Source organism: Mycobacterium sp. pV006, assembly GCF_041287115.1.
In the GTDB taxonomy this organism is placed as follows: Bacteria; Actinomycetota; Actinomycetes; order Mycobacteriales; family Mycobacteriaceae; genus Mycobacterium.
In genome coordinates this window covers 671271-691867 of sequence record NZ_JBGGKT010000001.1, presented here as the reverse complement: position 1 = coordinate 691867, position 20597 = coordinate 671271, and the positions used below count along the sequence as shown (strand labels likewise).

Genomic DNA, 20597 nt, shown 5'->3' with positions numbered 1-20597 from the left:
GAACCCGGAAGCTAAGCCTGCCAGCGCCGATGATACTGACCACACGGTCGGAAAAGTAGGACACCGCCGAACACAAATTGAAGTCCTGTGGCCCCCAATTCGCTTGGGGGCCACAGGCATTTGTGGCGTCAGTCGACTTTCGCCAGCGTCTGGATCAGCCGAACAATGTCGGGACCGGCGACGCGGCGTGGGCTTTCTCCAGACCGAGGAGCAGTTTCTTGCGCTCGATGCCTCCGCCGTATCCGGTCATCTTCCCGTTGGCGCCGATGACCCGGTGGCACGGCACGATGATGCCGACAGGGTTGTGACCGTTGGCCAGACCCACCGCGCGTGAAGCTCCGGGTGCGCCGATCTGCTTCGCGATCTCCCCGTACGAGCGGGTCTGCCCATACGGGATCGTCAGCAGCGCATCCCACACACGTCGCTGAAATGCCGTCCCCTGCATGTCGAGTTCGAGATCGAACCGCTGCAGTTCACCGGCGAAATACCTCTCGAGTTGGCTCACGGCCTCCTCGAATGCGGTGGGGTCAGGCACCCAATTCGCTCGGTCCGGTTCGTAGGTCTGATCGACCATCCGCAGGTGTGACAGTCGGTTGTCGGTGCCGGCCAGCGTCAACACGCCGACCGGGCTTTCCATCGTCCGAAATCGCACGCTTCCCATCATGCCCCTCCTTCGGTGGCCACTGGTTGACGACGTGATCCAGCGCCGTCCAAAGATGTTGTGTCGCATACGAACGCCATGGCCGCCAACCATCGCTGTGCTCGACCAGGGCGCGCGGTGTGGACGGTAGCCCGAGGCGCTGCGCCGCCCCGAGGACGCCCAGGTCGGCGGCCGGAAACGCGTCCGGGTCCCCGAGACCACGCATCGCGATCATCTCGGCAGACCACGCCCCGATGCCCGGCAGCGCGAGCAGAGCCTTTCGGGCCTCGTCCCGGTCGCAGCCGCCGTCGAGTATCAGGGCGCCGGTCGTCAGCGCTTCGATCAGCGCGGCGACCGTCCGCCGCCGGGCCGCCGGCATGGCGAGGTGTCGGTCATCGACCTCGACGAGTTGTTCTGTCGACGGGAACACATAGGCGAGCCCGCCTTCCGGGTCGGCGACAGGTGTGCCATATGCCTTGGCCAGGCGTCCGGCGTGGGTGCGGGCCGCAGCGGTCGAGACCTGTTGTCCCAACACGACTCTCAAGGCGAGTTCGTGTTCGTCGACGGTGCGGGGTATCCGTTGTCCCGGTGCTTTCAGGACGAGCGGTGCCAGCGCAGGGTCGGCGGCGAGCGTCTCCACCACGGCGACCGGGTCCGCATCGAGGTCGAGCAATCGGCGGCAACGCGCGATCGCCGCCGACAAGTCCCGAAAGTCATCCAGCACCAGTCGGCATCGGACGTGGTCGGGCCGCGGTGTGAGGCTGACGACCGCCGCCCCGTGTGGCAGGCGCAGCGTACGGCGGTAGGCGCCGTCGCGTACCTCCTCGACGCCGGGGACGGCGGTAGCCGCCAAGTGGCCGAAGACGCCCTCGAAGGCGAACGGCTGACGCACCGGCAACCGCAATGTCATCACGCCCGGTGCGTGGACGTCGTCGCGGCCGAAGCGTGCGCGGGCCCGTGTCCGCAACATCGTCGGCGTCAGTTCGCTGACCTCGCGCACCGTGTCGTTGAACTGGCGGATGCTGGTGAAACCTGCGGCGAAGGCGACGTCGCTGAACGGCATGTCGGTCGTCTCGATCAGCACGCGTGCCATCTGAGCGCGCTGGGCCCGCGCCAAGGCCAGGGGTGAGGCGCCCAACTCCGCCTGCATCAAGCGCTCGAGCTGGCGCACGGTGTAACCGACCCGCGCCGCCAAGCCGGTGACTCCTTCACGGTCTACCGTGCCGTCGGAGATCAGGCGCATGGCGCGAGCAACCGCATCACCGCGCACATTCCATTCCGGAGAACCCGGCGACGCGTCCGGCCGGCACCGCTTGCAGGCGCGGAAGCCCGAGCGCTGCGCGGCTGCCGCGGTGGGGTAGAAGCGCACATTGTGCGGCAAGGGCGTCCGAGCAGGGCAGCTCGGGCGGCAGTAGATCCGCGTGGTGAGCACGCCGGTGACGAACCAACCGTCGAATCGCGCGTCCCTGGATCGGACGGCGCGGTGACAGCGGTCGAAGTCGGTGTGCATCTCCATGACGATCCCACGTCGTGCATACCGGGCACTAGCGGAAATGCGACATCGCGGCGGAGCCGCGGAAGTGACGCAGGCGGCGGAGCGCGGGGAGTAACTCAGCTGCGGCGCGTCAGCTCTACTCGGCGACCCGGATGCTGCCGATGACCAGCTGCAGATACGGGCGGTAGAGGTCCTCGCCGTCGAGATGGCTGTCGAGGGTGATGCCGTTGTTGGCGGCCAGCACCACCCGCGCCAGGGTCTCCGCGTCGATGGTCAGAGTGCCCCCGATGCGGGCCACGTTCTTGCTGATGAATTCGCCCAACGCGCGGACGGTTTCACGACGCTGCCCGGCTACTCGATCGCGCGCATCGGGGTTGCGCAGGAGGAACAGCGTCAGCTCGTAACCCAGTGCGGCGCGGTCGGTGCCGCTGCTCAGTTGGCGCCACCGGTCGGCCAATCCGTCGATGTCGACGTCGCTGAGTCGATGGAAGGACATCATGACTTCGGCGAAGCCATCGAGAAACCGCTGACGCTGACGGTCGACGACCTCGAGGAAGAGTTTCTCCTTCGCGCCGAATTGCGAGTAGATGGCGCCGCGGGTGAAACCGGCAACCTCAGCGATCTCTTCGAGCGCCGCACCGGTCAGGCCCTTGCGGGCGAAGACCTCCTCGGCGGCGTCGAGCAGGATCTGCCGGGTGTGCTCGGTTCGGCGCTCCTTGGTCCAGCGTTCGGCCACTCGGCTATCTTCCCACCAACGTCAGCGACCGTGCGTCGGCCCACTCGCGGCTGCCGACCGCACCGACGGCGCCGCGGGTCCAGAACACCTCGAACGGTTCGGTGTCCGAGAGACAACCGACGCATCGCAGCGCCTGGTCCTTGAAAGCCCGCGCCGCCGCGCTCAGATCGTGTCGCACGATGTGAAGCGGCGACGGCCGAGCGGCACCGCCCTGCGGCCACCAGAGCAGGTCCTGGTCCGGGAGAGAGGTCGGCGTGCGGCCGTCGTCCGGCTGCGTACCGAACGGTGCGAGGACGGTGCAGGGGTCCTCGGCTGATCGCTCATCGTGGTCGTCCCGCAGGCCCGGGACGACCACTCGGACTCCCAGGATCGCCAACGGCCGGAAGGCGCCGTGGTCCTGCGTGGTCACGACCACGTCCCAACCCGCGCGTCGGCGATCGAACATCAGACCACCGGCCTGACGAATGGCCTCCGAAACGCTGTCGGTGACGACGTGCACGCGATAAGTCATGGCCGGACCTTCTCAGCTGAGTGTGTGATCTCTACCACTGTATACATCCTTGTATTACAGATACGCACCTGTATATGGTGAGTCATGTCACACCGTACGGGTGACAGTCTGCCGAATCACGCGCATCGGTGTCCGCACAGCCCTCGTCGGACCGCCGACCCGCTGCAGTGATCGACGTCGACCAAGGAGGACTGCCATGATGCCGATGACCCGCCCTGGTGATTGGCTCGAACCCGACTCGGGACTCGGGCTGGGCCTGGACGATGTGGCGCCCGGGACGTTCAACATGACCATCCCCACCGAGCGGTACACGTGCCCGGATTACGCGGCGCGGGAGCGGGACGCGATCTGGAATCGCACGTGGCAGATCGCCGGTCGTGTCGAGGACCTCCCGAAGCCGGGGGACTGGAAGAAGTACGAGATCCTGGATCAGTCGTTCATCATCGTGCGTGGCAAGGACGAGCAACTCCGCGGGTTCGTCAACGCGTGCCGCCACCGCGGCAACGCGTTGTGCATGACCGAAACCGGGAATGCCAAGCGCGGATTCCTGTGTCAATACCACCTCTGGTCGTATGACCTCGAAGGCAAGCTCAAGGGGATGCTGCGGGAGAACCTCGCCGGCCCCATCGACAAGACCGAGAACTCACTGCTACCGGTGTCGGTCGACACCTTCGCCGGCTTCATCTTCCTCAACCCCGATCCCGCGGCCGAGCCGCTGCGCGATTACCTCGGCGAAGACGTCGTCACCCTGCTCGAGCCGTACAACATCGAGAAGTTCACCACGGTCATGGACGTCACCGAAGCGATCGAGTGCAACTGGAAAGTCGTGATGGACGCCTTCGAAGAGGGCTACCACATCAACGGAATCCACCCACAGTTGCTTGCGGTGCTGCACATCAATCCACGAACCACGCGGTATCGGTTCTTCGAAAAGCACAGCGTCGCAATGGCTCCGTTCGAAGTCACCGGTGCCAGCGCGCAGGAACAGGTGGAGGGCATGCTGGCCCTGCCGGAGACCTTCCCCGGAACCGTCGCGGTCATACCGCGTTTCCAGGAGCTGCTCGCGCCGTATCAGGACGAGGATGGAAAGGTCACGTTCCCGGACGACGTCACCCCGCGCGCCCTCCTGCAACAGGCCACCCGAGAGGTACTCACCGGGATGGGCCTCGACGTCAGCGGTCTGACCGATTCACAGATGGTCGACAACCAGGGCTGGGTGCTGTTTCCGAACTACTTCATGACTGTGCGCGCCGGTGAATGCCACGTCATCATGTCCAGGCCCCACCCCAGCGGCGACCCCAACCGGTGTATCTGGCACGTGACGAGCTACATGTATGTGCCCGAGGAGTTCCGCGACGCGGTGCGGGCAGAAGCGATCGTGGTCGACACACCCGGCAGCCACAAGTATTTCGAGGCGCTGCAGCAGGACTACGAGCAGATGCCGCGGCAGCAGAAGGGGTTGCGCAACAACCGGCTCGACCACATGTCGCTGGTCAAAGAGGAAGTCGTCATCGCACACTTCCACTCCGTGGTGGACCGCTTCATGGCCGACGCCGACACGAAGGAGCACGCGTGAGCACCGAGGCGGCGATGACCACCATCGAGGACGCGCTGCGCGGCGCGACCGGCCGGTCGCGGGCGGTGCTGGAATACAGCCAGACCATGGGCCGACTGGTGAAAAGTGCGAAGGAACCCGGGTTCTCCACGGAGAGCTGGGCGCCGTTGGCCGAACTGATCGCCGTCGACGACTTCGTACGTATCGGCCCGTTCAAGGAAGTGATGAACTGGGCCGAATACACCGAGTTCCTGACCAACTGGGCGAAGTCGTCTGAATGGGACTGCTCGTTCAAGCGGCTCACCGAATCGGAGGATGTGGCGTTCCTCGAACTCGAGGAGCGTAGTCGGATCGGTGATTTCAGCAGTGTGGTGAACACCCTGTCGGTCTATGAGTTCGACACGGACGACAAGATCACCTATGTCGCTGTGTATCTGCAGATGCAGCTGCCCGACTCCGCGCCTGTACCCAGTTTCGACGGTGCCGGGGAGGCGAATTGACCGACCGGCACGTCATCCCCGTCAACGGCGGGCGGCGCACATGAGTACCGATCCGCTGCTCGCGCCTCTGACCGCCGACGAATGGGGTGACGACGAATACGCCGCGTTCGGTGCGCTTCTCGGCCTACCAGGTGAGAAGGTGCCCCGTGCCGGTTCAGGCCATGCCGCCGACCCCCTCAAGTTCGACATCATCGGGCTGCTCGCACGTCACCCGAAGATGGCCCGCCGCTTCCTGGCATACAACGGCTGGCTGCTGCAACGCGGGGAATTGCCCTTCCGCCTGCGGGAATTGGCGATCCTGCGGGTCGCGCATACGCGCGGCTCGGCGTTCTTCTGGGGCGAGCACAACAAGGTCGCAACCGAAGGCGGGGTCCCCGAGGCGGATATCGCGCAGTTGGCCGAAGGCAATGACGGGTTCACCGGTACCGACCGGTTGGTGCTCGACGCCACCGACGAACTGCTGGCAAGAGGTCGTGCCGAAGAAGCAACCTGGAATCGCCTCGCCGAGGAACTCGGCACACACCAGGCGATGGAGCTCATCTTCGTCGTCGGCACCTACGCGCTGTTGGCGATGGCGTTCGACACCTGGCGTCTGGACCCGCCCGCCGGGAGCGCCCGCCTCGGTCAGGACTAGCGGATACGCGCGCGTCACCTACACTCGCGCTCATGGCCGAGTTGGTGCAGCGGTACCTGGACCGTATCCGCGCCGAACACGCCTCCATCGACGACGGCGTCCTGGCTGACTACATTCCCGAACTCGCCGGCGTCGACCCCGACAAGTTCGCGCTCTCGTTGTCGATGGCGGATGGCTTCGGCTACGAATCCGGGGACGCCTCCTGCGAATTCACCATCCAGTCGATATCGAAACCGTTGACCTATGCGCTCGCACTCGATCAGATCGGCGTCGAGGCCGTGGACACCAAGATCGGTGTCGAGCCCTCCGGAGAAGCATTCAACGAGATCAGTGTCGACCGCGGCACCAAGATCCCGAAGAACCCGATGATCAACGCCGGTGCCATCGCGGCGGTCTCACTGGTTCCGGGATCGTCGCCCGACGAGAAGTTCGCGCTGATCCAGGACTATTACTCGGCCTTCGTCGGGAGGCGTCTCGAACTCGACGACCAGGTGTACCGGTCGGAGAAGGCCACCGGCAGCCGTAACCGGGCCATCGGGTACATGCTGGAGAGCTTCGGTGTACTCGACGACGATCCCGATGACGTCCTCGACGTTTACTACCGGCAGTGCTCGTTGCGGGTGACGGCCACCGACCTGGCCGCCATGGGCGCCACCCTGGCCCGGGGTGGGGTGGACGCACGAGGCCGGCGGGTGACCGACGCGGCGGTGGTCAAACGCACGATGTCGGTGATGATCACGTGCGGGATGTACGACGCGGCGGGGGACTGGGTCAGTGCGGTGGGCATGCCGGCCAAGAGCGGTGTCGGCGGCGGCATCGTCGCGGTGCTGCCAGGCCAGCTCGGCATCGGGGTGTACTCGCCCCGGTTGGATCGCAAAGGGCACAGTGTTCGTGGAGTTCTGGTGTGCCGCAGCCTCTCCGAGCAACTCGGGCTGCACTTCCTGACGGTGCGGCGGGATTCACGTACCACGCTGCGTAACGTCTACGAGCCGAGCGCCGGCATCAGAATCTACGAAACTCACGGCGATCTGCTGTTCAGCGGCGCCGAGCAGGTCGTGCGGATCGTCGACCGTGAACGCGACCGATTCGACGCGGCGATCCTCGACGTGTCGCGCGTCGACGACATCGACGATGCGGCGCGAGGGATGCTCGACGAGTTGGGCGCGCAACTCCGGGCAGAAGGCAAACAGGCGTTTCTCGTGGATCCCGACGGTGCGGTCCTGCGCTCCGACGCGGACCTCGGAACCATCCGGTTCCCGGCGGTAGACGATGCCCTCAACGCGGCGCAGAGATGGCTGCGGCCCAACCAGTAGCGGCGGCTCAGGCTCCGCGGTGCACCGGTGCCAGACGTTCGGCGATCTGTCCGACCAGCAACTCCACCTCGGACAAGCGGGCCCCGACGCGCTCCGGCACCCAGGCCAGCGCGATGTCCGCCGGCGCCCAGGTGCTTTCGTCGATCGGGATCAGCTTGAACTCCGGCGGCGAGAAGATCTTGCCGATGAACGAGTCGGGCGCGTAGCTCACCACGGCCACCAGGTGACGGTTGAACACCTGCGTGGCCATCTCGACTTCACCCCCGCGCTGGTTGGTGGTGCGCACGATGCGGTGGACACCGCGCTGGTTGAGCAGGCGCGTCATCCCGGCCAGCACCACGGGGTTGGGCCGGGCGAAGTCGATGGCGACCTCGCGGTCGCGCAGTTCCTCGACAGCCACCACGTCCCGGCCGGCCAGCGGATCGTCGAACCGCACCGCGATCGCGCCCTGGTAGCTGGCCACCACCCGGTACCGCAACCGCTTGTCGGACGCGGGCAGATGAATCAGACCGAGCTCGGCCTGCCCGGCGATCAGCTTGGCCGTCACCTCGGCCGCCGAACCGGGCACACTGAACTCGGTGGGTGTCGGAAGCTCGGCCAACGCCGTCTCCACCTGTGCCAGCAGGTCCGACGGGGCGTAGGCGGTGGCGCTCAGCCGGACCGGCGCCAGTCCTGCCACACCACGTCTGGCGGCCGCCTTGAAGTCCTCCACCTGGCGCAGGATCTCGCGGGCCGGGCCGATCAACCGCTCACCGAGGGGGCTGAGCCGCACCTCGTGGTAGCCGCGCTCGAACAGTGGTCCGCCGAGTTCCTTCTCCAGCAGCTTGATCTGCTTGCTCAGCGGCGGGGGCGTGATCATCAGCCTGTCCGCGGCGCGCTTGAAGTGCAGTTCGTCGGCGACGGCGACGAAATACCGGAGCCTGGTGAAGTCGATGTCCATTCCTGCCGCACTCGGGGTGTGGTGGGCGTTCGCCACCCCCTCGCATGCTACGAGATCGGCACGTCGACACCCGGTCAGGCGTGATCGGTGGTCTCCACCTGCGGCGTCTCCAACACTCCGCGCTCGTGCAGCGCCGCGATCTCGTCGTCGTCCAGACCGAGCAATTCGGCGGCGATCTCGGCGGTCTGCTCCCCGAGCAGCGGCGCCTGGCCCAACGGGGGATCCGCGACGTGGGCGCAGTGGATCTGGACGTTCTCCATCATGAACGGCTCGGCACCGTACGGGTGAAGTTCTTCCCGGAACGCGCGACGCTGTTCGTAGTAGCCCCACCCGGGGACCTCGTGGACGGCCAGCGCGGCGCCGGCGGGCACCCCGGCGGCCTGCAGCGTCTCCATCGCCTCGACTGCCGATCGCTGGGACGTCCACGCGCGCAACGCATCGTCGAGCCGATCGTCCTCGTCGGGTGCGACTTCCAACACTGCGCGCAGCGCACGACGGTCCGCGTCATCGCGCACGGTGACCGCGATCCAGCTGTCGTCGCCGGCGGCCGGGAACAGACCCCACGGCCCGCGCCGAGCGTCGTCGCGGCGAGTGTGTCCGGCACGTCGAAGGGCATCGGCGGCGATGTCGGCGGCCAGATGGCTGAGCATCACCTCCGCCTGGGAGATGCTGGCCGACCCTCCGGTGCCGGTACGTTCTCGACGCAGGAGCAGCGCCAGCGCCGAGAGCGTGCCGATGCGCGCCGCGACATGGTCGGGGTAGACGGTGATGGTGTCGCAGAACGTCTCGGACTCACCGGGGTAGACCCACAGGTTGGTGAACCCGACGGCAGCCCGCACCAGCGGGCCGTAGCCCAGCCGCTTGGCCCACGGGCCGGTCGGCCCGAACGCCGAGCTGTCGACGACGACCACCTCGGGGTTGACGTTTTTCAGTGTCTCGTAGTCCATTCCGAGCGCCTCGGCGACGCCGGGTTTGTAGTTGGTCAGGACCACGTCGGACATCTTCACGAGGCGGTGCGCCAATTCGCGGCCCTCAGCGCTGCGCAGGTCCAGACCGATCGAGCGCTTGTTGCGGTGGCCGGCGGCGAACGGCTGCGTCATCGAGGTCAGCTTGCCGACCCGTAGCCCGTCCGGGTGCGCCGAGTGTTCGATCTTGACGACGTCGGCGCCGAGGTCGCCGAACAATCGCGCGGTGTCCGCGCCGACGACGATGACGCCGAGGTCGAGCACCCGGATCCCCTCCAGCGGCAGCCCCTGACCGGCGCGCTCGCGGGCGCCGAGCAGCGGTGTGCTGTGCGGGCGGGGACTGCTTGTGCGCTCGACGTCGAGCGTGCTGGCGCGCTGTCCGTCGATCTCACCGACGCCGACCGGCACCGGAGCCACGACCCCTGGTGCGAGCTCGACGTCACGAAAGAACCCACGCTCGGAGAAATGTTCGGCGTTGAGCGCTTCGGCCAGAGTCAGGACGGCCGCGGTCGGCACACCGTGTGCCTGCCCCTGGGCTTCGAGTTCCGAACGGGTCTTGTCCGCGCAGAACCGCTCGATCGCCTCCAGCAGATGCGGTGAGTGGAAACGCTTTCCGAGCTTGTCGTAGCTGGGGTCGGCGAATTCCTCAGGGCTGCCCATCCATTCGAACATGCCCCGCCACTGACGCTTGGCCAGGATGCAGATCCGGACGTGACCGTCCTTGCACGCGATGATGGGGTAGCGCTGCTTCTCGGCGTTCCAGTCGCGGCGCTGCGCGCTGAGCGCCACCCCGGCCGACGCGCTGCCGGCCGTACCGAACGGCGGATCCAGTGTCTGCATCGCACCGTCGAGCACCGAGAAGTCGATCAGATCGCCCTCCCCGGTGCGCAACCGGTCCAGATAGACCGCGAGGGTCATCACCGCGGCCTGCGCGGCCGCGACCTGATAGGGCAACTCCGCGGGCGGGACCAGCGGCTCCCGGCCGGGGATCCCGGACCGGGACAGCTCACTGGTCAGCGCGTGGAACACCGGGGTGGTGCCCTGCCACAGCCGGTAGTCGTTGTCGCGGCCGAAGTCGCTGATCGACAGCACCACCAGCGCGGGGTGCTGGGCGCGGATGGCGCGGACCGACAACGCGGCCTCGGCAGCAGAGCCTGGCCGGCTGTTCTCGATCAGAATGTCGGTGTCCGAGAGCAACTCGGAGAACCGTTGCCGGTCCGCCTCCGAGGACAGGTCGATGTCGACGACGTCGAGGCCGTGGCGGTCGATCGCCGTCTGGATCGGGACCTCGTCGACGAACGGGCCGACCGTCGTCTCGTCACTGATACCGGGCAGGCGGACCACGGTGACGTGGGCGCCGAGGTCGGCGAACAGGCGGCCCACGCCGGTCATCGGGCCCGAGGAGGCGTCCAGGATCCGAACGCCGGAAAGCGGCGGGTCGTAATTTTTCGGGCTGCTCATTGCTGCTCTAATTCTTCCGGATCTCGCGGAACGGGACGTCGCGGTCGACCTCGGGCTCCTTGGGTAGACCGAGCACCCGCTCGCCGATGATGTTGCGCTGGATCTGATCGGTGCCGCCGCCGATCGAGGTGAAGAAGGCGTTGAGCGTCAGGAAGTTCACCTCGTCGGCCTCGGCGTTGTCCGGTCCGGCCAGCAGCGCGTCGGCCCCGATGATGTCGGTCTTGAGCCGGGCCTCGGCGTGCAGGATGCGCGAGGTCGCCAGTTTGCCCAGCGACATGACCGGGCTGGCGGTGCCCTGCTTGGCCTCGGCCTTGGCGCGGGCGTTGTTGAGGCTGTTCAGTTCTCGCAGTGCCAGCACGTCGGCCAGCGACTTGCGGATCGCAGCGTCGTCCAGCTTGCCGTGGGTGCGGGCCATCTCGACCAGGCTGTTTCCGCGGGACTGCTTGCGGTGCAGGCTGGTTCCGGTACCCATGATGGAGCGTTCGACGGCCAGTGCGGTCTGCAGCACCCGCCATCCGTTGCCGACGCCGCCGACCACGTAGGCGTCGGGCACCTTGGCGTCGGTGATGAACACCTCGTTGAAATGCGCGTCACCGGTGATCTGTACCAGCGGCCGGATCTCGATGCCGGGCTGATTCATCGGCACGATGAAGAAGGTGATGCCCTTGTGTTTGGGCACATCCCAGTCGGTGCGGGCGATCAGCAGCGCGTACTGGGAGGTCTTGGCGCCCGAGGTCCACACCTTCTGGCCGTTGATGATCCACTGGTCACCGTCGCGGACCGCGGTGGTGCGCACACCGGCCAGATCAGAGCCGGCACCCGGCTCGCTGTAGAGCAGACAGGTGCGCGACTTCTCGGTCAGGAATTCGTGCAGCAGATCGGATTTGAGCTGCTCGGTGCCGAATGCCAGCGTGGTGTTGGCCGGGATGGAGAACCTGTCCTGGCAGGCACCCGGGGCATCGACCGCGCGGAATTCCTCGGCGATCACCTTGGCCAGCTTGTTCGGGTAACCGCGGCCGTACCACTGCGTCGGGTAGGTCGGGGCGCCGTAGCCGGCCGCGACGACCTTCTCCAGCCAGGCGATCCGCTCGGGGGAGCTGACCCAGGGGTCGTCGGACTTGGGCAGGGTGACGCCGGCCCAGTTCGCGGCCAGCCACTCGCGGACCTCGGTGCGCAGGTCCTCTGCGCTGGGCAGATTGATCTCGCTCATGACTCATGCGCCTTTCGAGAGCAGGTAACGCTCGCGGTGCGAGCTCGAGTCGCCGAACAGTTGCAGGCCGCTGCGGGCCCGGCGGACGTACAGGTGGCAGGCGTGTTCCCAGGTGAAGCCGATACCGCCGTGCATCTGGATGGCCTGCATCGCGGTGGTCACGTATGCCTCCGCGCAGGCGAACCCGGCCAACGCGACCGCTCCCGCGCGGGCCTCTTCGTCCTCGAACTGCGCCGCGGCGTTCTGAGCAGCGGAGGTGGCGGACTCGACCTCCAACAGCAGGTCGGCGGCCATGTGCTTGAGCGCCTGGAAGCTGCCGATGGCCCGGCCGAACTGGAACCGGGTCTTGAGATACTCGATGGTGATGTCGAAGATGCGGCGGGTGCCGCCCGCCTGCTCACCGGCCAGGGCGACGACGGTGAGGTCGAGGGCCTCCTGCACGGCCTCCCACCCGGCGTCGCCGAGGCGGCGGGCCGGGGTGCCGTCGAAGGTGAATGTCGACAGCCGCACCGTCGGGTCGAAAACCGTTGCCGCCGAACGCTGGAAACCCGGTGCGTCGGCGGCGACCTCGAAGATGCCGACACCGTCGTCGGTGCGCGCGACGACGAGGATCACGTCGGCGACCTGCCCCCAGGTGACGTAGTGTGCTTCACTCTTCAACGCGCCCTGTGAATCGGCGGTCACCGCAACACCTTCCGGTGTCCACGTCCCGGCGCTGCCCGTCAGGGCCACGGTGCCGATGGCCGACCCGTCGGCGAGTCCGGGGAGCAGCCGCTGCTTGTCCTGCGCGCTGCCCGCGGCCCGGACCAGGGCGACCGTGAGCACCGCACTGGAGATGAACGGCGCCGGCAGCAGCGCCGCACCGGTCTCCTCGGCGACGGTCTCCACCTCGAGCGCGCCGAACCCCAGGCCGCCGTGGTCGGCGTCGACGAGCATGCCGAGCACGCCCTGCTCGGCCAGGCGCTGCCAGAGGTTACGGTCGAAACCGTCCTCGGAGACCATCGCGCGGCGCACGTCTTCCTCGGTGCACTTGTCGCGCAGTAGCTCTCCGACCGCCGTGCGCAGCTCTGCGCGTTCGGCCACACTGATGGTCATCCCAACCGCCTTCCTGGTCGCTGCCCCCATGCTCGGTGCTGGAGGTCGCGGTGTACATCACGAATCGCGACACCGATGCGTTTCCGTTTGGGACATCGTGACAGCGCGCATGTCCCAAGCGCGCATGTACCGGTGAGCCCTTGGGTCGTTTACACCGCGGAATCGCCGCCCCCAGAATCGGTGCCGCCAGTCTTCGCGACCACGAGCAGGGAGCAGCATCGTTCGATGAGCGTCGTCACACCGGCCATCGCCGGCCTCGGGATCACCGAGCAGGGCAAGGTCTACGGAAAGACCGCCCGCCAGTTCGCCGCCTCGGCGGTCCGCCTCGCCGCAGCCGACGCCGGTCTGCGGCTCGACGAGATCGACGGACTGCTCGTCTCGGGCGGGATCAAAGCCCGCGTGGGTCTGGAGTTGCAGGATGCGCTCGGGTTGCGCGACCTGAAGCTGTTGACCACGATGCAGGGCTTCGGGTCCACGGCCGGCCAGATGGTGCAGTACGCGTCCATGGCGGTCCAGGCCGGAATGGCCAATGCCGTGGCGATCGTGTGGGCCGACACTCCGTTGAAGGAGAAGTCGCGATCGTCGGCGGCGTACTCGGGTGGCCGCTCGCTGCCCCGCGGTTTCGACGGCATCACCGCCTCCAACGGAATCATGTCGCCGACCACCATGTACGCGCTGGCCGCGCGACGCCACATGAAGAAGTACGGCACCACCAGCGACCAGTTGGGCCACATCGCGGTGGCTCAACGGGATTGGGCGCAGCGCAACCCCCTCGCCCAGTTCCACGGGACCCCGCTGACGCTCGAGGAGTATCACGAAAGTCGTTACATCGCCGAGCCGTTCCATCTGTTCGACTGCTGCCTGGTCAGCAATGGCGGCGTCGCGCTGATCGTGACCTCGCTGGAACGTGCCCGGATGCTGCGTCAGCCACCCGTGCGGGTGCTGGGTTGGGCCCAGGCCCATCCCGGCCGGTCCGGTCTGCGGAACGATGACTTCGGCCTGGTCAGCGGCGCCGCGCAGTCGGGTCCGGCAGCATTGAAGATGGCGCAGACCAGTCTCGACGAGATCGGGGTGGCGCAGATCTACGACTGCTACACCTTCACCGCGTTGCTGACGCTGGAGGACTACGGGTTCGTCCCCAAGGGTGAGGGCGGGCCGGCGATGGCGCAGCCCGGGATGATCGGACCGAACGGCACGCTCAAGTTCAACACCGGCGGCGGCGAGCTCAGCGCGTTCTACATGTGGGGGATGACCCCGCTGCACGAAGCGGTCGTCCAGGCCCGCGGGCAGGGTGGGGACCGTCAGGTCGCCGACCACGACCGCGTCCTGGTCTCGGGCAACGGCGGGATCCTCGATTACCACTCGACGCTGGTGCTCGGCACCGACAACTGAGGAGCACGAAAAGTCATGCCCATCTTCCCCGTTCAGCGTGACGCCGCGTCGGCGCAGTTCTTCGACGCCGCCAAACGCGGTGAGTTCCTGCTGGTGCGCGACACCATGACCGGTGAGTTCCTCTCCCCGCAGTTCGACGTCTCCGTCGATCCGCAGCGTTACACCTACGTCGCGGCGGCCGGTACCGGAACCGTCATCAGTTGGTCGGTGGTCCACCAACGCGGCGGTGACGGAGTCGTCCACCGCCTGCCGGTCGGCATCGTCGAACTCGACGAGGGACCGTGGTGGTGGACCTCGCTTCCCGAAGCCGATCCCGACGCCGACCTGTTCGGCGTCCGCGTGCGGTTCGCGTTCCAGGTGCTCGGCGACGACGGTGAGGCGATCCCGTACTTCACGGTCATCTAGTCCTCGACCGGAGTGGCCAACCGGATCGGTTCGTCGTAGCCGCGCAGCGTGACCGTGTCGCCGAGGGTCCACTTGGCGCGCTCCGCCTCCTCGGCACAGTCGACCGCCTCTGCTGAGGCGAGCAGGCGCCCGGGTTCCTTCTTGGCCAGTTCGCACAACCGAGCGGCTTCGTTGACCGGCTCGCCGATGACGGTGTACTCGAATCGCTCCTTGGCGCCGACGTTGCCCGCCACAACCTGTCCGGCGGCGACGCCTATTCCGGCCGGGCACTCCGGCACCTCGTCGCGGAGCCGACGGGCCAGGGCTCGGGCCGCGGCCAGCGCCTCGGTCTCGGCGTGCTCCAGCGTGACGGGCGCACCGAACACCGCGAGCACCGCGTCGCCCTCGAACTTGTTCACCAGCCCGTGGTGTTTGTCGACCTCGTCGACGACGACGTCGAAGAACCGGTTGAGGACCTCGACGACCTCGGTGGCGGGGCGACTGGTGACCAGCTGGGTGGATCCGGTGATGTCGACGAAGACCACTGCGGCGTAACGTTCTTCGCCGCCCAACTCGATCTGCTGCTGCTCGGCGGCCAGCGCCACCTCACGGCCCACGTGCCGACCGAACAGGTCGCGCACCCGTTCGCGTTCGCGCAGTCCGTGCACCATCGAGTTGAAGCCTCGCTGCAACTCGCCGAGTTCGGTGCCGTCGAACACCACGAGATTGCAGTCCAGGTCGCCGTCCTCCACATGCTTGAGCGCCGAGCGCACCACGCGTACCGGGGTCGCGATCAGCCACGACAGCAGCCACATCAGGACCAACCCGAACATCAGCGCGATGATCGCGATGATCATCACGGCCACCGCGAGCTGCGTGGCACTGAGGTTGCCCATCGACAACGTGAACACCGCCAGCAGCAGGATGCCCAGGACGGGGACACCGGAGCTGAGCAGCCAGACCGTCATGGTCCGGCCCATCACGCCGTGCGCCAGCCGCCGGGGCGGGCGACCCGCCTCCAAGGCTTGGGCGGCCACCGGTCGCAGCGCGAACTCGGTGATCATGTAGCAGGCGGTGGCCACCACGATGCCCGGGAAACCCACGGCGAACAGGAACCTCGGGATGAACGCGGTGTCGTGCAGACCGTAGAGCAAGGTCAGCAGCACCGCGCCGATGCCCCACAGCAGCAGCAGCTTCTGTGCGACCCGGACGGGGGCGAGGAACACGTTGCGCTGGTCCTCGCGCGTGGGGGGCCGCTCCTCGACCGCCCAGCGCAGCGTGTTGACGGTGCGTGAGGTGATCCACGCCGTGCCGAAGATCAGGGCGAGCACCATGTAGGCGGGGGTGACGCCGAACGTCAACCACGCCGGGGCGTCGGTGAACACACTGGGCACCGGGATGGCCACGGCGTTGAGCAACAACGACACCGCGATACCGAGCACGTTGGTGAACAAGATGAAGAACGTCAGGATGATCTGGATACGCACACGCCGCCGGCTCTGGCTTTCCTCGGGCTTGCCCAGCAGCCAGGAACCGTAGTCCGGTGTCCCGATCCGCCCGCTCTGGCGGGTCAGTGTCTCCAGGATCCGGCCCAGCCGGTGGGGCACGCTCTTGGTGGCGTTCATCGTCCCGCCAGCCTAGTGATCCCGGGTCCGGCATCTATGGTGGTTCGGTGCGTCTCGTCATTGCCCAGTGCACCGTGGACTACGTCGGCCGACTCACCGCGCACCTGCCGTCGGCGCGACGGTTGTTGTTGTTCAAGGCCGACGGATCGGTCAGCGTGCATGCTGACGACCGCGCCTACAAGCCGCTGAACTGGATGAGCCCGCCGTGCTGGGTGACCGAGGAACCTGCCGGCGACGTGCAGTTGTGGATCGTGGAGAACAAGGCCGGCGAACAACTCCGGATCACGGTCGAGGAGATCGAGCACGACTCCTCCCACGAGCTCGGCGTGGACCCCGGTCTGGTCAAAGACGGCGTCGAGGCGCACCTGCAGGCGCTGCTGGCCGAGCATGTGCAATTGCTCGGCGAGGGCTACACGCTGGTCCGGCGCGAGTACATGACCCCGATCGGACCCGTGGATCTGCTGTGCCGTGACGAGCAGGGCCGGTCAGTGGCCGTGGAGATCAAGCGTCGCGGTGAGATCGACGGCGTGGAGCAGCTGACGCGCTACCTGGAGTTGCTCAACAGGGACTCACTGCTGGCGCCGGTCGCCGGGGTGTTCGCCGCCCAGCAGATCAAACCGCAAGCGCGCACACTGGCCACTGATCGCGGAATCCGTTGCGTGATACTGGATTACGACAAAATGCGCGGCATGGACAACGACGAGTTCCGCCTGTTCTGATGGGTAAGCGGCGCGCCCCACGCAAACGCCGGGCCGCGGCGGCGCCGCTGCCAGAGCCGCGGCGGATCGAGGTCGGGCCGGACGGTTACGACTACGAGGTGCGGCCGGTCAGGTCCGACCGGGCGATCAAGACATACCGGTGCCCCGGTTGCGATCATGAGATCCGTCCGGCGACTGCGCATGTCGTGGTGTGGCCGGCCTCCGGCAGCGTCCACGCCTCAGGCGGCGTCGACGACCGTCGGCACTGGCACACCGCGTGCTGGGCGAACCGCGCCACGCGTCAGCCGACGCGTCGGTGGTCCTGAATCAGTGCGCGGCGTCGGCAGCCGGCTCGACCAGCTCGATCAGCACGCCGCCACCGTCTTTGGGGTGGACGAAGTTGATCCGCGAGTTGGCGGTGCCGCGACGGGGCTCGTCGTAGATCAGCCGGATTCCGTCGGCGCGCAGGCGCTCGCTGATCTTGTCGATGTCGCTGACGCGGTAGGCGAACTGCTGGAGGCCCGGGCCGCGCTTGTCGAGGAACTTCGCGATGGTGGAGCTGTCGTCGATCGGCGCCATGAGCTGGATCTGGGTGCTGCCGACGGGCGCGCCGCGCACCGAGAGCATGGCCTCGCGGATACCCTGCTCTTCGTTGACCTCTTCGTGCAGCACGATCATGCCGAGGTGGTCGTGGTACCACTTGATCGCCTCGTCCAGATCGCGGACGGCGATACCGACATGATCGATTGCGGTCACCAGCGCGGTGGCCAGGGCCGGACGGGCGTCAGTCTGCTCGGCGGTCATATCGTAAAGGTAACCTAACAAGATCAGTTTCGAATACCTCGGTACGCCCGTATAGCCTTTTTCTCAGTGTCTGAAACCGCTTGGAGGTAGTGATGACGACGTCGGTGATCGTTGCTGGAGCCCGGACTCCGGTCGGAAAGCTGTCGGGATCGCTGAAGGATTTCTCGGGCAGCGACCTGGGTGCCGTCGCGATCGCGGGAGCGCTGGAGAAGGCGAACGTCGCGCCCTCGGCCGTCGAATACGTGATCATGGGGCAGGTGCTCTCGGCCGGCGCCGGACAGATGCCGGCCCGCCAGGCCGCCGTCGCCGCCGGCATCCCGTGGGACGTTCCGGCACTGACGATCAACAAGATGTGCCTGTCGGGCATCGACGCCATCGCGCTGGCCGACCAGCTGATCCGGGCCGGTGAGTTCGAGGTCGTCGTCGCCGGCGGGCAGGAGTCCATGACCCAGGCGCCGCATCTGTTGATGAACAGCCGGTCGGGCTACAAGTACGGCGATGTCACCGTCCTCGACCATCTCGCCTATGACGGCCTGCACGACGTCTTCACCGACCAGCCGATGGGGGCGCTCACCGAGCAGCGCAACGACGTCGACAAGTTCACCCGCGAGCAGCAGGACCAGTACGCCGCCGGTTCGCATCAGAAAGCCGCGCGCGCCTGGAAGGACGGCGTCTACGCCGACGAGGTCGTCCCGGTCAAGATTCCGCAGCGCAAGGGTGATCCCATCGAGTTCACCGAGGACGAGGGCATCCGCGCCGACACCTCTGCAGAGTCGCTGGCCGGGCTGCGTCCGGCATTCCGCAAGGACGGCACCATCACGGCGGGTTCGGCGTCGCAGATCTCCGACGGCGCCTGCGCGGTCGTGGTGATGAGCAAGGCGAAGGCGGAGGAGCTGGGCCTGACGTGGCTGTGCGAGATCGGCGCGCATGGCGTGGTCGCCGGTCCGGACTCCACGCTGCAGAGTCAGCCGGCCAACGCGATCAAGAAGGCTGTCGCCAAGGAAGGGATCGGGGTCGACGACCTCGACGTGATCGAGATCAACGAGGCTTTCGCGGCGGTTGCGCTCGCGTCCACCAACGAGCTCGGGGTGGATCCGGAGAAGGTGAACACCAACGGCGGTGCGATCGCGATCGGTCATCCCATCGGGATGTCGGGGGCGCGGATCACGCTGCACGCGGCGCTCGAACTGGCACGCAAGGGTTCGGGTTACGCCGTCGCCGCGCTGTGCGGTGCCGGCGGACAGGGCGATGCGCTGGTCCTGCGCCGGCGCTGAGAGATCAACGACACTTTGTAGTAGTTCGTGTCGGACTCGGGCACAATGGCGGCCATGGCTCGCAGTTTCGATGTCCGTAGTTCGGCGTCATGGTTCCGTTTGGTGGCTTTCGCCGAAGCGCTCAGCTGGGTCGGGCTGCTGGCGGGCATGTACTTCAAGTACCTGGGCTCGCCGCGCACAGAGATCGGGGTGAAGATCTTCGGTCCCGTCCACGGCGGCATCTTCGTGGCCTTCCTCGTCGCGGCGTTCTTCGCCGGAGTCGCGCTGCAATGGCGGCCCGGTACTTGGCTGCTGGCTTTGCTGGGCAGCATCGTGCCGCTGGGTAGTGTGATTTTCCTCATGTGGGCCGATCGGACCGGTCGGATGACGGCACCGACGGCCCAGATCGGCACCTCGCGCGGCGTCGGCGAGACGCGGCGAACGGTGCCGGAAACGACGTGACAAACTTGGAGTCGTGACTCGTCCTGGACCCCAGATCGGCCCCGCCTTGGCCGGCGCTGTAGACCTGTCGGCACTCAAGCAACGTCCGACCACCGGCGATGCAGGAACGGCGAGCGCACCGGGCGGCGTCGAGATCACCGAGGTGAACCTCGAGGCCGAGGTGCTCGCCCGCTCCAACGACATCCCGATCGTGGTGCTGCTGTGGTCGCCGCGCAGCGACGCGAGCGTGCAACTCGGAGAGGTGTTGTCGGGCCTGGCCGCCGCGGACGCGGGGAAGTGGTCGCTGGCGACGGTCAACGTCGACACCACCCCCCGGGTGGCCCAGATGTTCGGCGCGCAGGCCGTGCCCACGGTCATCGCGGTCGCGGCAGGGCAGCCGCTGTCCAGCTTTCAGGGCATGCAGCCGCCGGAACAACTGCGGCGCTGGGTCGATTCTCTGCTCAACGCCACTGCCGGCAAGTTGGCCGGCTCGCCCGAAGCCGAAGCCGAACAGGTCGATCCGCAGGTTGCGCAGGCGCGCGCCTACCTGGATCAGGGTGATTTCGAATCCGCGCGGACCGCGTATCAGGCGATCCTCGATGCCAACCCTGCCCACGCGGAGGCCAAGGGTGCGGTGCGTCAGATCAGCTTCCTGCAGCGCGCCACCGCGCATCCGCAGAACGCTGTCGCTCTGGCCGACGCATCACCTCAGGACATCGACGCGGCCTTCGCCGCAGCCGATGTGGAGGTATTGAATCAGGACGTCGCAGCGGCGTTCGCGCGGCTGACGGCGCTGGTCAAGAGCACCGCCGGTGACGACCGCGCCAACGTCCGGGCGCGACTGGTCGAGCTGTTCGATCTGTTCGACCCTGCCGATCCCGAGGTGGTCGCGGGTCGGCGCAACCTCGCCAACGCGCTCTACTAGCACCCTGCTGTCCCCGCCGA

At 67.1% G+C, this 20597-nt stretch carries 21 protein-coding genes; 11 read left to right on the top strand and 10 right to left on the bottom strand.

Annotated elements, in window-relative coordinates:
• Window positions 1-154: 154 nt before the first annotated feature.
• From ACAG25_RS03290 to ACAG25_RS03275, 4 genes are all read right to left on the bottom strand, one after another.
• Entirely contained in the window at window positions 155-637 is a 483-nt protein-coding gene (locus tag ACAG25_RS03290; protein WP_370486821.1) for a methylated-DNA--[protein]-cysteine S-methyltransferase, read from the bottom strand.
• A complete protein-coding gene (locus tag ACAG25_RS03285) occupies window positions 528-2150 on the bottom strand; it encodes a DNA-3-methyladenine glycosylase 2 family protein (RefSeq protein ID WP_370486874.1) in 1623 nt (540 codons plus the stop codon). Before ACAG25_RS03285 ends, ACAG25_RS03290 begins: the two co-directional genes overlap by 110 nt.
• Window positions 2151-2271: 121 nt before the next feature.
• Window positions 2272-2871 carry a TetR/AcrR family transcriptional regulator gene (locus tag ACAG25_RS03280; protein ID WP_370486820.1) on the bottom strand — a complete coding sequence of 200 codons (600 nt, stop codon included), beginning with the start codon at window positions 2869-2871 and terminating at the stop codon, window positions 2272-2274.
• A gap of 4 nt (window positions 2872-2875) precedes the next feature.
• Window positions 2876-3382: a hypothetical protein gene (locus ACAG25_RS03275; protein ID WP_370486819.1), complete on the bottom strand. Its 507-nt coding sequence runs from the start codon at window positions 3380-3382 to the stop codon at window positions 2876-2878.
• 196 nt (window positions 3383-3578) lie between these two features.
• Between ACAG25_RS03275 and ACAG25_RS03270 the strand changes: the two genes are divergently transcribed.
• The 4 genes from ACAG25_RS03270 to glsA are packed head-to-tail and all read left to right on the top strand — an operon-like array spanning window position 3579 to window position 7384.
• Window positions 3579-4958: an SRPBCC family protein gene (locus ACAG25_RS03270; protein ID WP_370486818.1), complete on the top strand. Its 1380-nt coding sequence runs from the start codon at window positions 3579-3581 to the stop codon at window positions 4956-4958.
• Window positions 4959-4972: 14 nt separating this feature from the next.
• A complete protein-coding gene (locus ACAG25_RS03265) occupies window positions 4973-5437 on the top strand; it encodes a hypothetical protein (protein WP_370486873.1) in 465 nt (154 codons plus the stop codon).
• 40 nt (window positions 5438-5477) lie between these two features.
• Window positions 5478-6071 carry a carboxymuconolactone decarboxylase family protein gene (locus ACAG25_RS03260; protein ID WP_370486817.1) on the top strand — a complete coding sequence of 198 codons (594 nt, stop codon included), beginning with the start codon at window positions 5478-5480 and terminating at the stop codon, window positions 6069-6071.
• Window positions 6072-6103: 32 nt separating this feature from the next.
• Window positions 6104-7384: a glutaminase A gene (gene glsA / locus ACAG25_RS03255; RefSeq protein WP_370486816.1), complete on the top strand. Its 1281-nt coding sequence runs from the start codon at window positions 6104-6106 to the stop codon at window positions 7382-7384.
• A 7-nt stretch (window positions 7385-7391) separates the two neighbouring features.
• Here the strand turns inward: glsA and ACAG25_RS03250 are convergent, their stop codons facing one another.
• The 4 genes from ACAG25_RS03250 to ACAG25_RS03235 all read right to left on the bottom strand — a co-directional run bounded on the left by ACAG25_RS03250 (window position 7392) and on the right by ACAG25_RS03235 (window position 13055).
• A complete protein-coding gene (locus tag ACAG25_RS03250; protein ID WP_370486872.1) occupies window positions 7392-8324 on the bottom strand; it encodes a LysR family transcriptional regulator in 933 nt (310 codons plus the stop codon).
• A 74-nt stretch (window positions 8325-8398) separates the two neighbouring features.
• Window positions 8399-10750, bottom strand: coding sequence for a CoA transferase (locus tag ACAG25_RS03245; RefSeq protein WP_370486815.1), 2352 nt, complete (start codon window positions 10748-10750; stop codon window positions 8399-8401).
• Between the two features lie 7 nt (window positions 10751-10757).
• Window positions 10758-11960 carry an acyl-CoA dehydrogenase family protein gene (locus ACAG25_RS03240; protein ID WP_370486814.1) on the bottom strand — a complete coding sequence of 401 codons (1203 nt, stop codon included), beginning with the start codon at window positions 11958-11960 and terminating at the stop codon, window positions 10758-10760.
• A 3-nt stretch (window positions 11961-11963) separates the two neighbouring features.
• A complete protein-coding gene (locus tag ACAG25_RS03235) occupies window positions 11964-13055 on the bottom strand; it encodes an acyl-CoA dehydrogenase family protein (protein ID WP_370486813.1) in 1092 nt (363 codons plus the stop codon).
• Between the two features lie 225 nt (window positions 13056-13280).
• On the opposite strand from ACAG25_RS03235, the gene ACAG25_RS03230 reads away from it, so the two are divergent.
• The gene (locus ACAG25_RS03230) at window positions 13281-14447 is read left to right on the top strand and encodes a thiolase family protein (protein ID WP_370486812.1); all 1167 of its coding nucleotides are present in this window, start codon (window positions 13281-13283) and stop codon (window positions 14445-14447) included.
• 15 nt (window positions 14448-14462) lie between these two features.
• Complete coding sequence (locus tag ACAG25_RS03225; protein ID WP_370486811.1) at window positions 14463-14852, top strand: Zn-ribbon domain-containing OB-fold protein; 390 nt, start codon at window positions 14463-14465, stop codon at window positions 14850-14852.
• Here ACAG25_RS03225 and ACAG25_RS03220 read toward each other — a convergent pair.
• Window positions 14849-16456, bottom strand: coding sequence for an adenylate/guanylate cyclase domain-containing protein (locus ACAG25_RS03220; protein ID WP_370486810.1), 1608 nt, complete (start codon window positions 16454-16456; stop codon window positions 14849-14851). The two genes, ACAG25_RS03225 and ACAG25_RS03220, sit on opposite strands and share 4 nt — an antisense overlap.
• A gap of 47 nt (window positions 16457-16503) precedes the next feature.
• Here ACAG25_RS03220 and nucS point away from each other — a divergent pair, with 47 nt between their 5' ends.
• Window positions 16504-17175, top strand: coding sequence for an endonuclease NucS (nucS, locus tag ACAG25_RS03215; protein WP_370486809.1), 672 nt, complete (start codon window positions 16504-16506; stop codon window positions 17173-17175).
• Window positions 17175-17480 carry a hypothetical protein gene (locus ACAG25_RS03210; protein WP_370486808.1) on the top strand — a complete coding sequence of 102 codons (306 nt, stop codon included), beginning with the start codon at window positions 17175-17177 and terminating at the stop codon, window positions 17478-17480. Before nucS ends, ACAG25_RS03210 begins: the two co-directional genes overlap by 1 nt.
• Window position 17481: 1 nt before the next feature.
• Here the strand turns inward: ACAG25_RS03210 and mce are convergent, their stop codons facing one another.
• On the bottom strand, window positions 17482-17958 hold the full coding sequence (gene mce / locus ACAG25_RS03205) for a methylmalonyl-CoA epimerase (protein WP_370486807.1): 477 nt from the start codon (window positions 17956-17958) through the stop codon (window positions 17482-17484).
• Between the two features lie 92 nt (window positions 17959-18050).
• Between mce and ACAG25_RS03200 the strand changes: the two genes are divergently transcribed.
• The 3 genes from ACAG25_RS03200 to ACAG25_RS03190 are packed head-to-tail and all read left to right on the top strand — an operon-like array spanning window position 18051 to window position 20577.
• Window positions 18051-19232 carry an acetyl-CoA C-acetyltransferase gene (locus ACAG25_RS03200; RefSeq protein WP_370486806.1) on the top strand — a complete coding sequence of 394 codons (1182 nt, stop codon included), beginning with the start codon at window positions 18051-18053 and terminating at the stop codon, window positions 19230-19232.
• 45 nt (window positions 19233-19277) lie between these two features.
• The gene (locus ACAG25_RS03195; RefSeq protein WP_370486805.1) at window positions 19278-19673 is read left to right on the top strand and encodes a DUF3817 domain-containing protein; all 396 of its coding nucleotides are present in this window, start codon (window positions 19278-19280) and stop codon (window positions 19671-19673) included.
• A gap of 13 nt (window positions 19674-19686) precedes the next feature.
• On the top strand, window positions 19687-20577 hold the full coding sequence (locus tag ACAG25_RS03190) for a tetratricopeptide repeat protein (protein WP_370486804.1): 891 nt from the start codon (window positions 19687-19689) through the stop codon (window positions 20575-20577).
• Window positions 20578-20597 lie beyond the last annotated feature (20 nt).

Coding starts and splice junctions, on each gene's coding strand:
- ACAG25_RS03290 (WP_370486821.1), bottom strand. CDS start 637: ATGGAAAGCCCGGTCGGCGTGTTGACGCTGGCCGGCACCGACAACCGA.
- ACAG25_RS03285 (WP_370486874.1), bottom strand. CDS start 2,150: ATGCACACCGACTTCGACCGCTGTCACCGCGCCGTCCGATCCAGGGAC.
- ACAG25_RS03275 (WP_370486819.1), bottom strand. CDS start 3,382: ATGACTTATCGCGTGCACGTCGTCACCGACAGCGTTTCGGAGGCCATT.
- ACAG25_RS03270 (WP_370486818.1), top strand. CDS start 3,579: ATGATGCCGATGACCCGCCCTGGTGATTGGCTCGAACCCGACTCGGGA.
- ACAG25_RS03265 (WP_370486873.1), top strand. CDS start 4,973: ATGACCACCATCGAGGACGCGCTGCGCGGCGCGACCGGCCGGTCGCGG.
- ACAG25_RS03260 (WP_370486817.1), top strand. CDS start 5,478: ATGAGTACCGATCCGCTGCTCGCGCCTCTGACCGCCGACGAATGGGGT.
- glsA (WP_370486816.1), top strand. CDS start 6,104: ATGGCCGAGTTGGTGCAGCGGTACCTGGACCGTATCCGCGCCGAACAC.
- ACAG25_RS03250 (WP_370486872.1), bottom strand. CDS start 8,324: ATGGACATCGACTTCACCAGGCTCCGGTATTTCGTCGCCGTCGCCGAC.
- ACAG25_RS03245 (WP_370486815.1), bottom strand. CDS start 10,750: ATGAGCAGCCCGAAAAATTACGACCCGCCGCTTTCCGGCGTTCGGATC.
- ACAG25_RS03240 (WP_370486814.1), bottom strand. CDS start 11,960: ATGAGCGAGATCAATCTGCCCAGCGCAGAGGACCTGCGCACCGAGGTC.
- ACAG25_RS03235 (WP_370486813.1), bottom strand. CDS start 13,055: ATGACCATCAGTGTGGCCGAACGCGCAGAGCTGCGCACGGCGGTCGGA.
- ACAG25_RS03230 (WP_370486812.1), top strand. CDS start 13,281: ATGAGCGTCGTCACACCGGCCATCGCCGGCCTCGGGATCACCGAGCAG.
- ACAG25_RS03225 (WP_370486811.1), top strand. CDS start 14,463: ATGCCCATCTTCCCCGTTCAGCGTGACGCCGCGTCGGCGCAGTTCTTC.
- ACAG25_RS03220 (WP_370486810.1), bottom strand. CDS start 16,456: ATGAACGCCACCAAGAGCGTGCCCCACCGGCTGGGCCGGATCCTGGAG.
- ACAG25_RS03210 (WP_370486808.1), top strand. CDS start 17,175: ATGGGTAAGCGGCGCGCCCCACGCAAACGCCGGGCCGCGGCGGCGCCG.
- mce (WP_370486807.1), bottom strand. CDS start 17,958: ATGACCGCCGAGCAGACTGACGCCCGTCCGGCCCTGGCCACCGCGCTG.
- ACAG25_RS03200 (WP_370486806.1), top strand. CDS start 18,051: ATGACGACGTCGGTGATCGTTGCTGGAGCCCGGACTCCGGTCGGAAAG.
- ACAG25_RS03195 (WP_370486805.1), top strand. CDS start 19,278: ATGGCGGCCATGGCTCGCAGTTTCGATGTCCGTAGTTCGGCGTCATGG.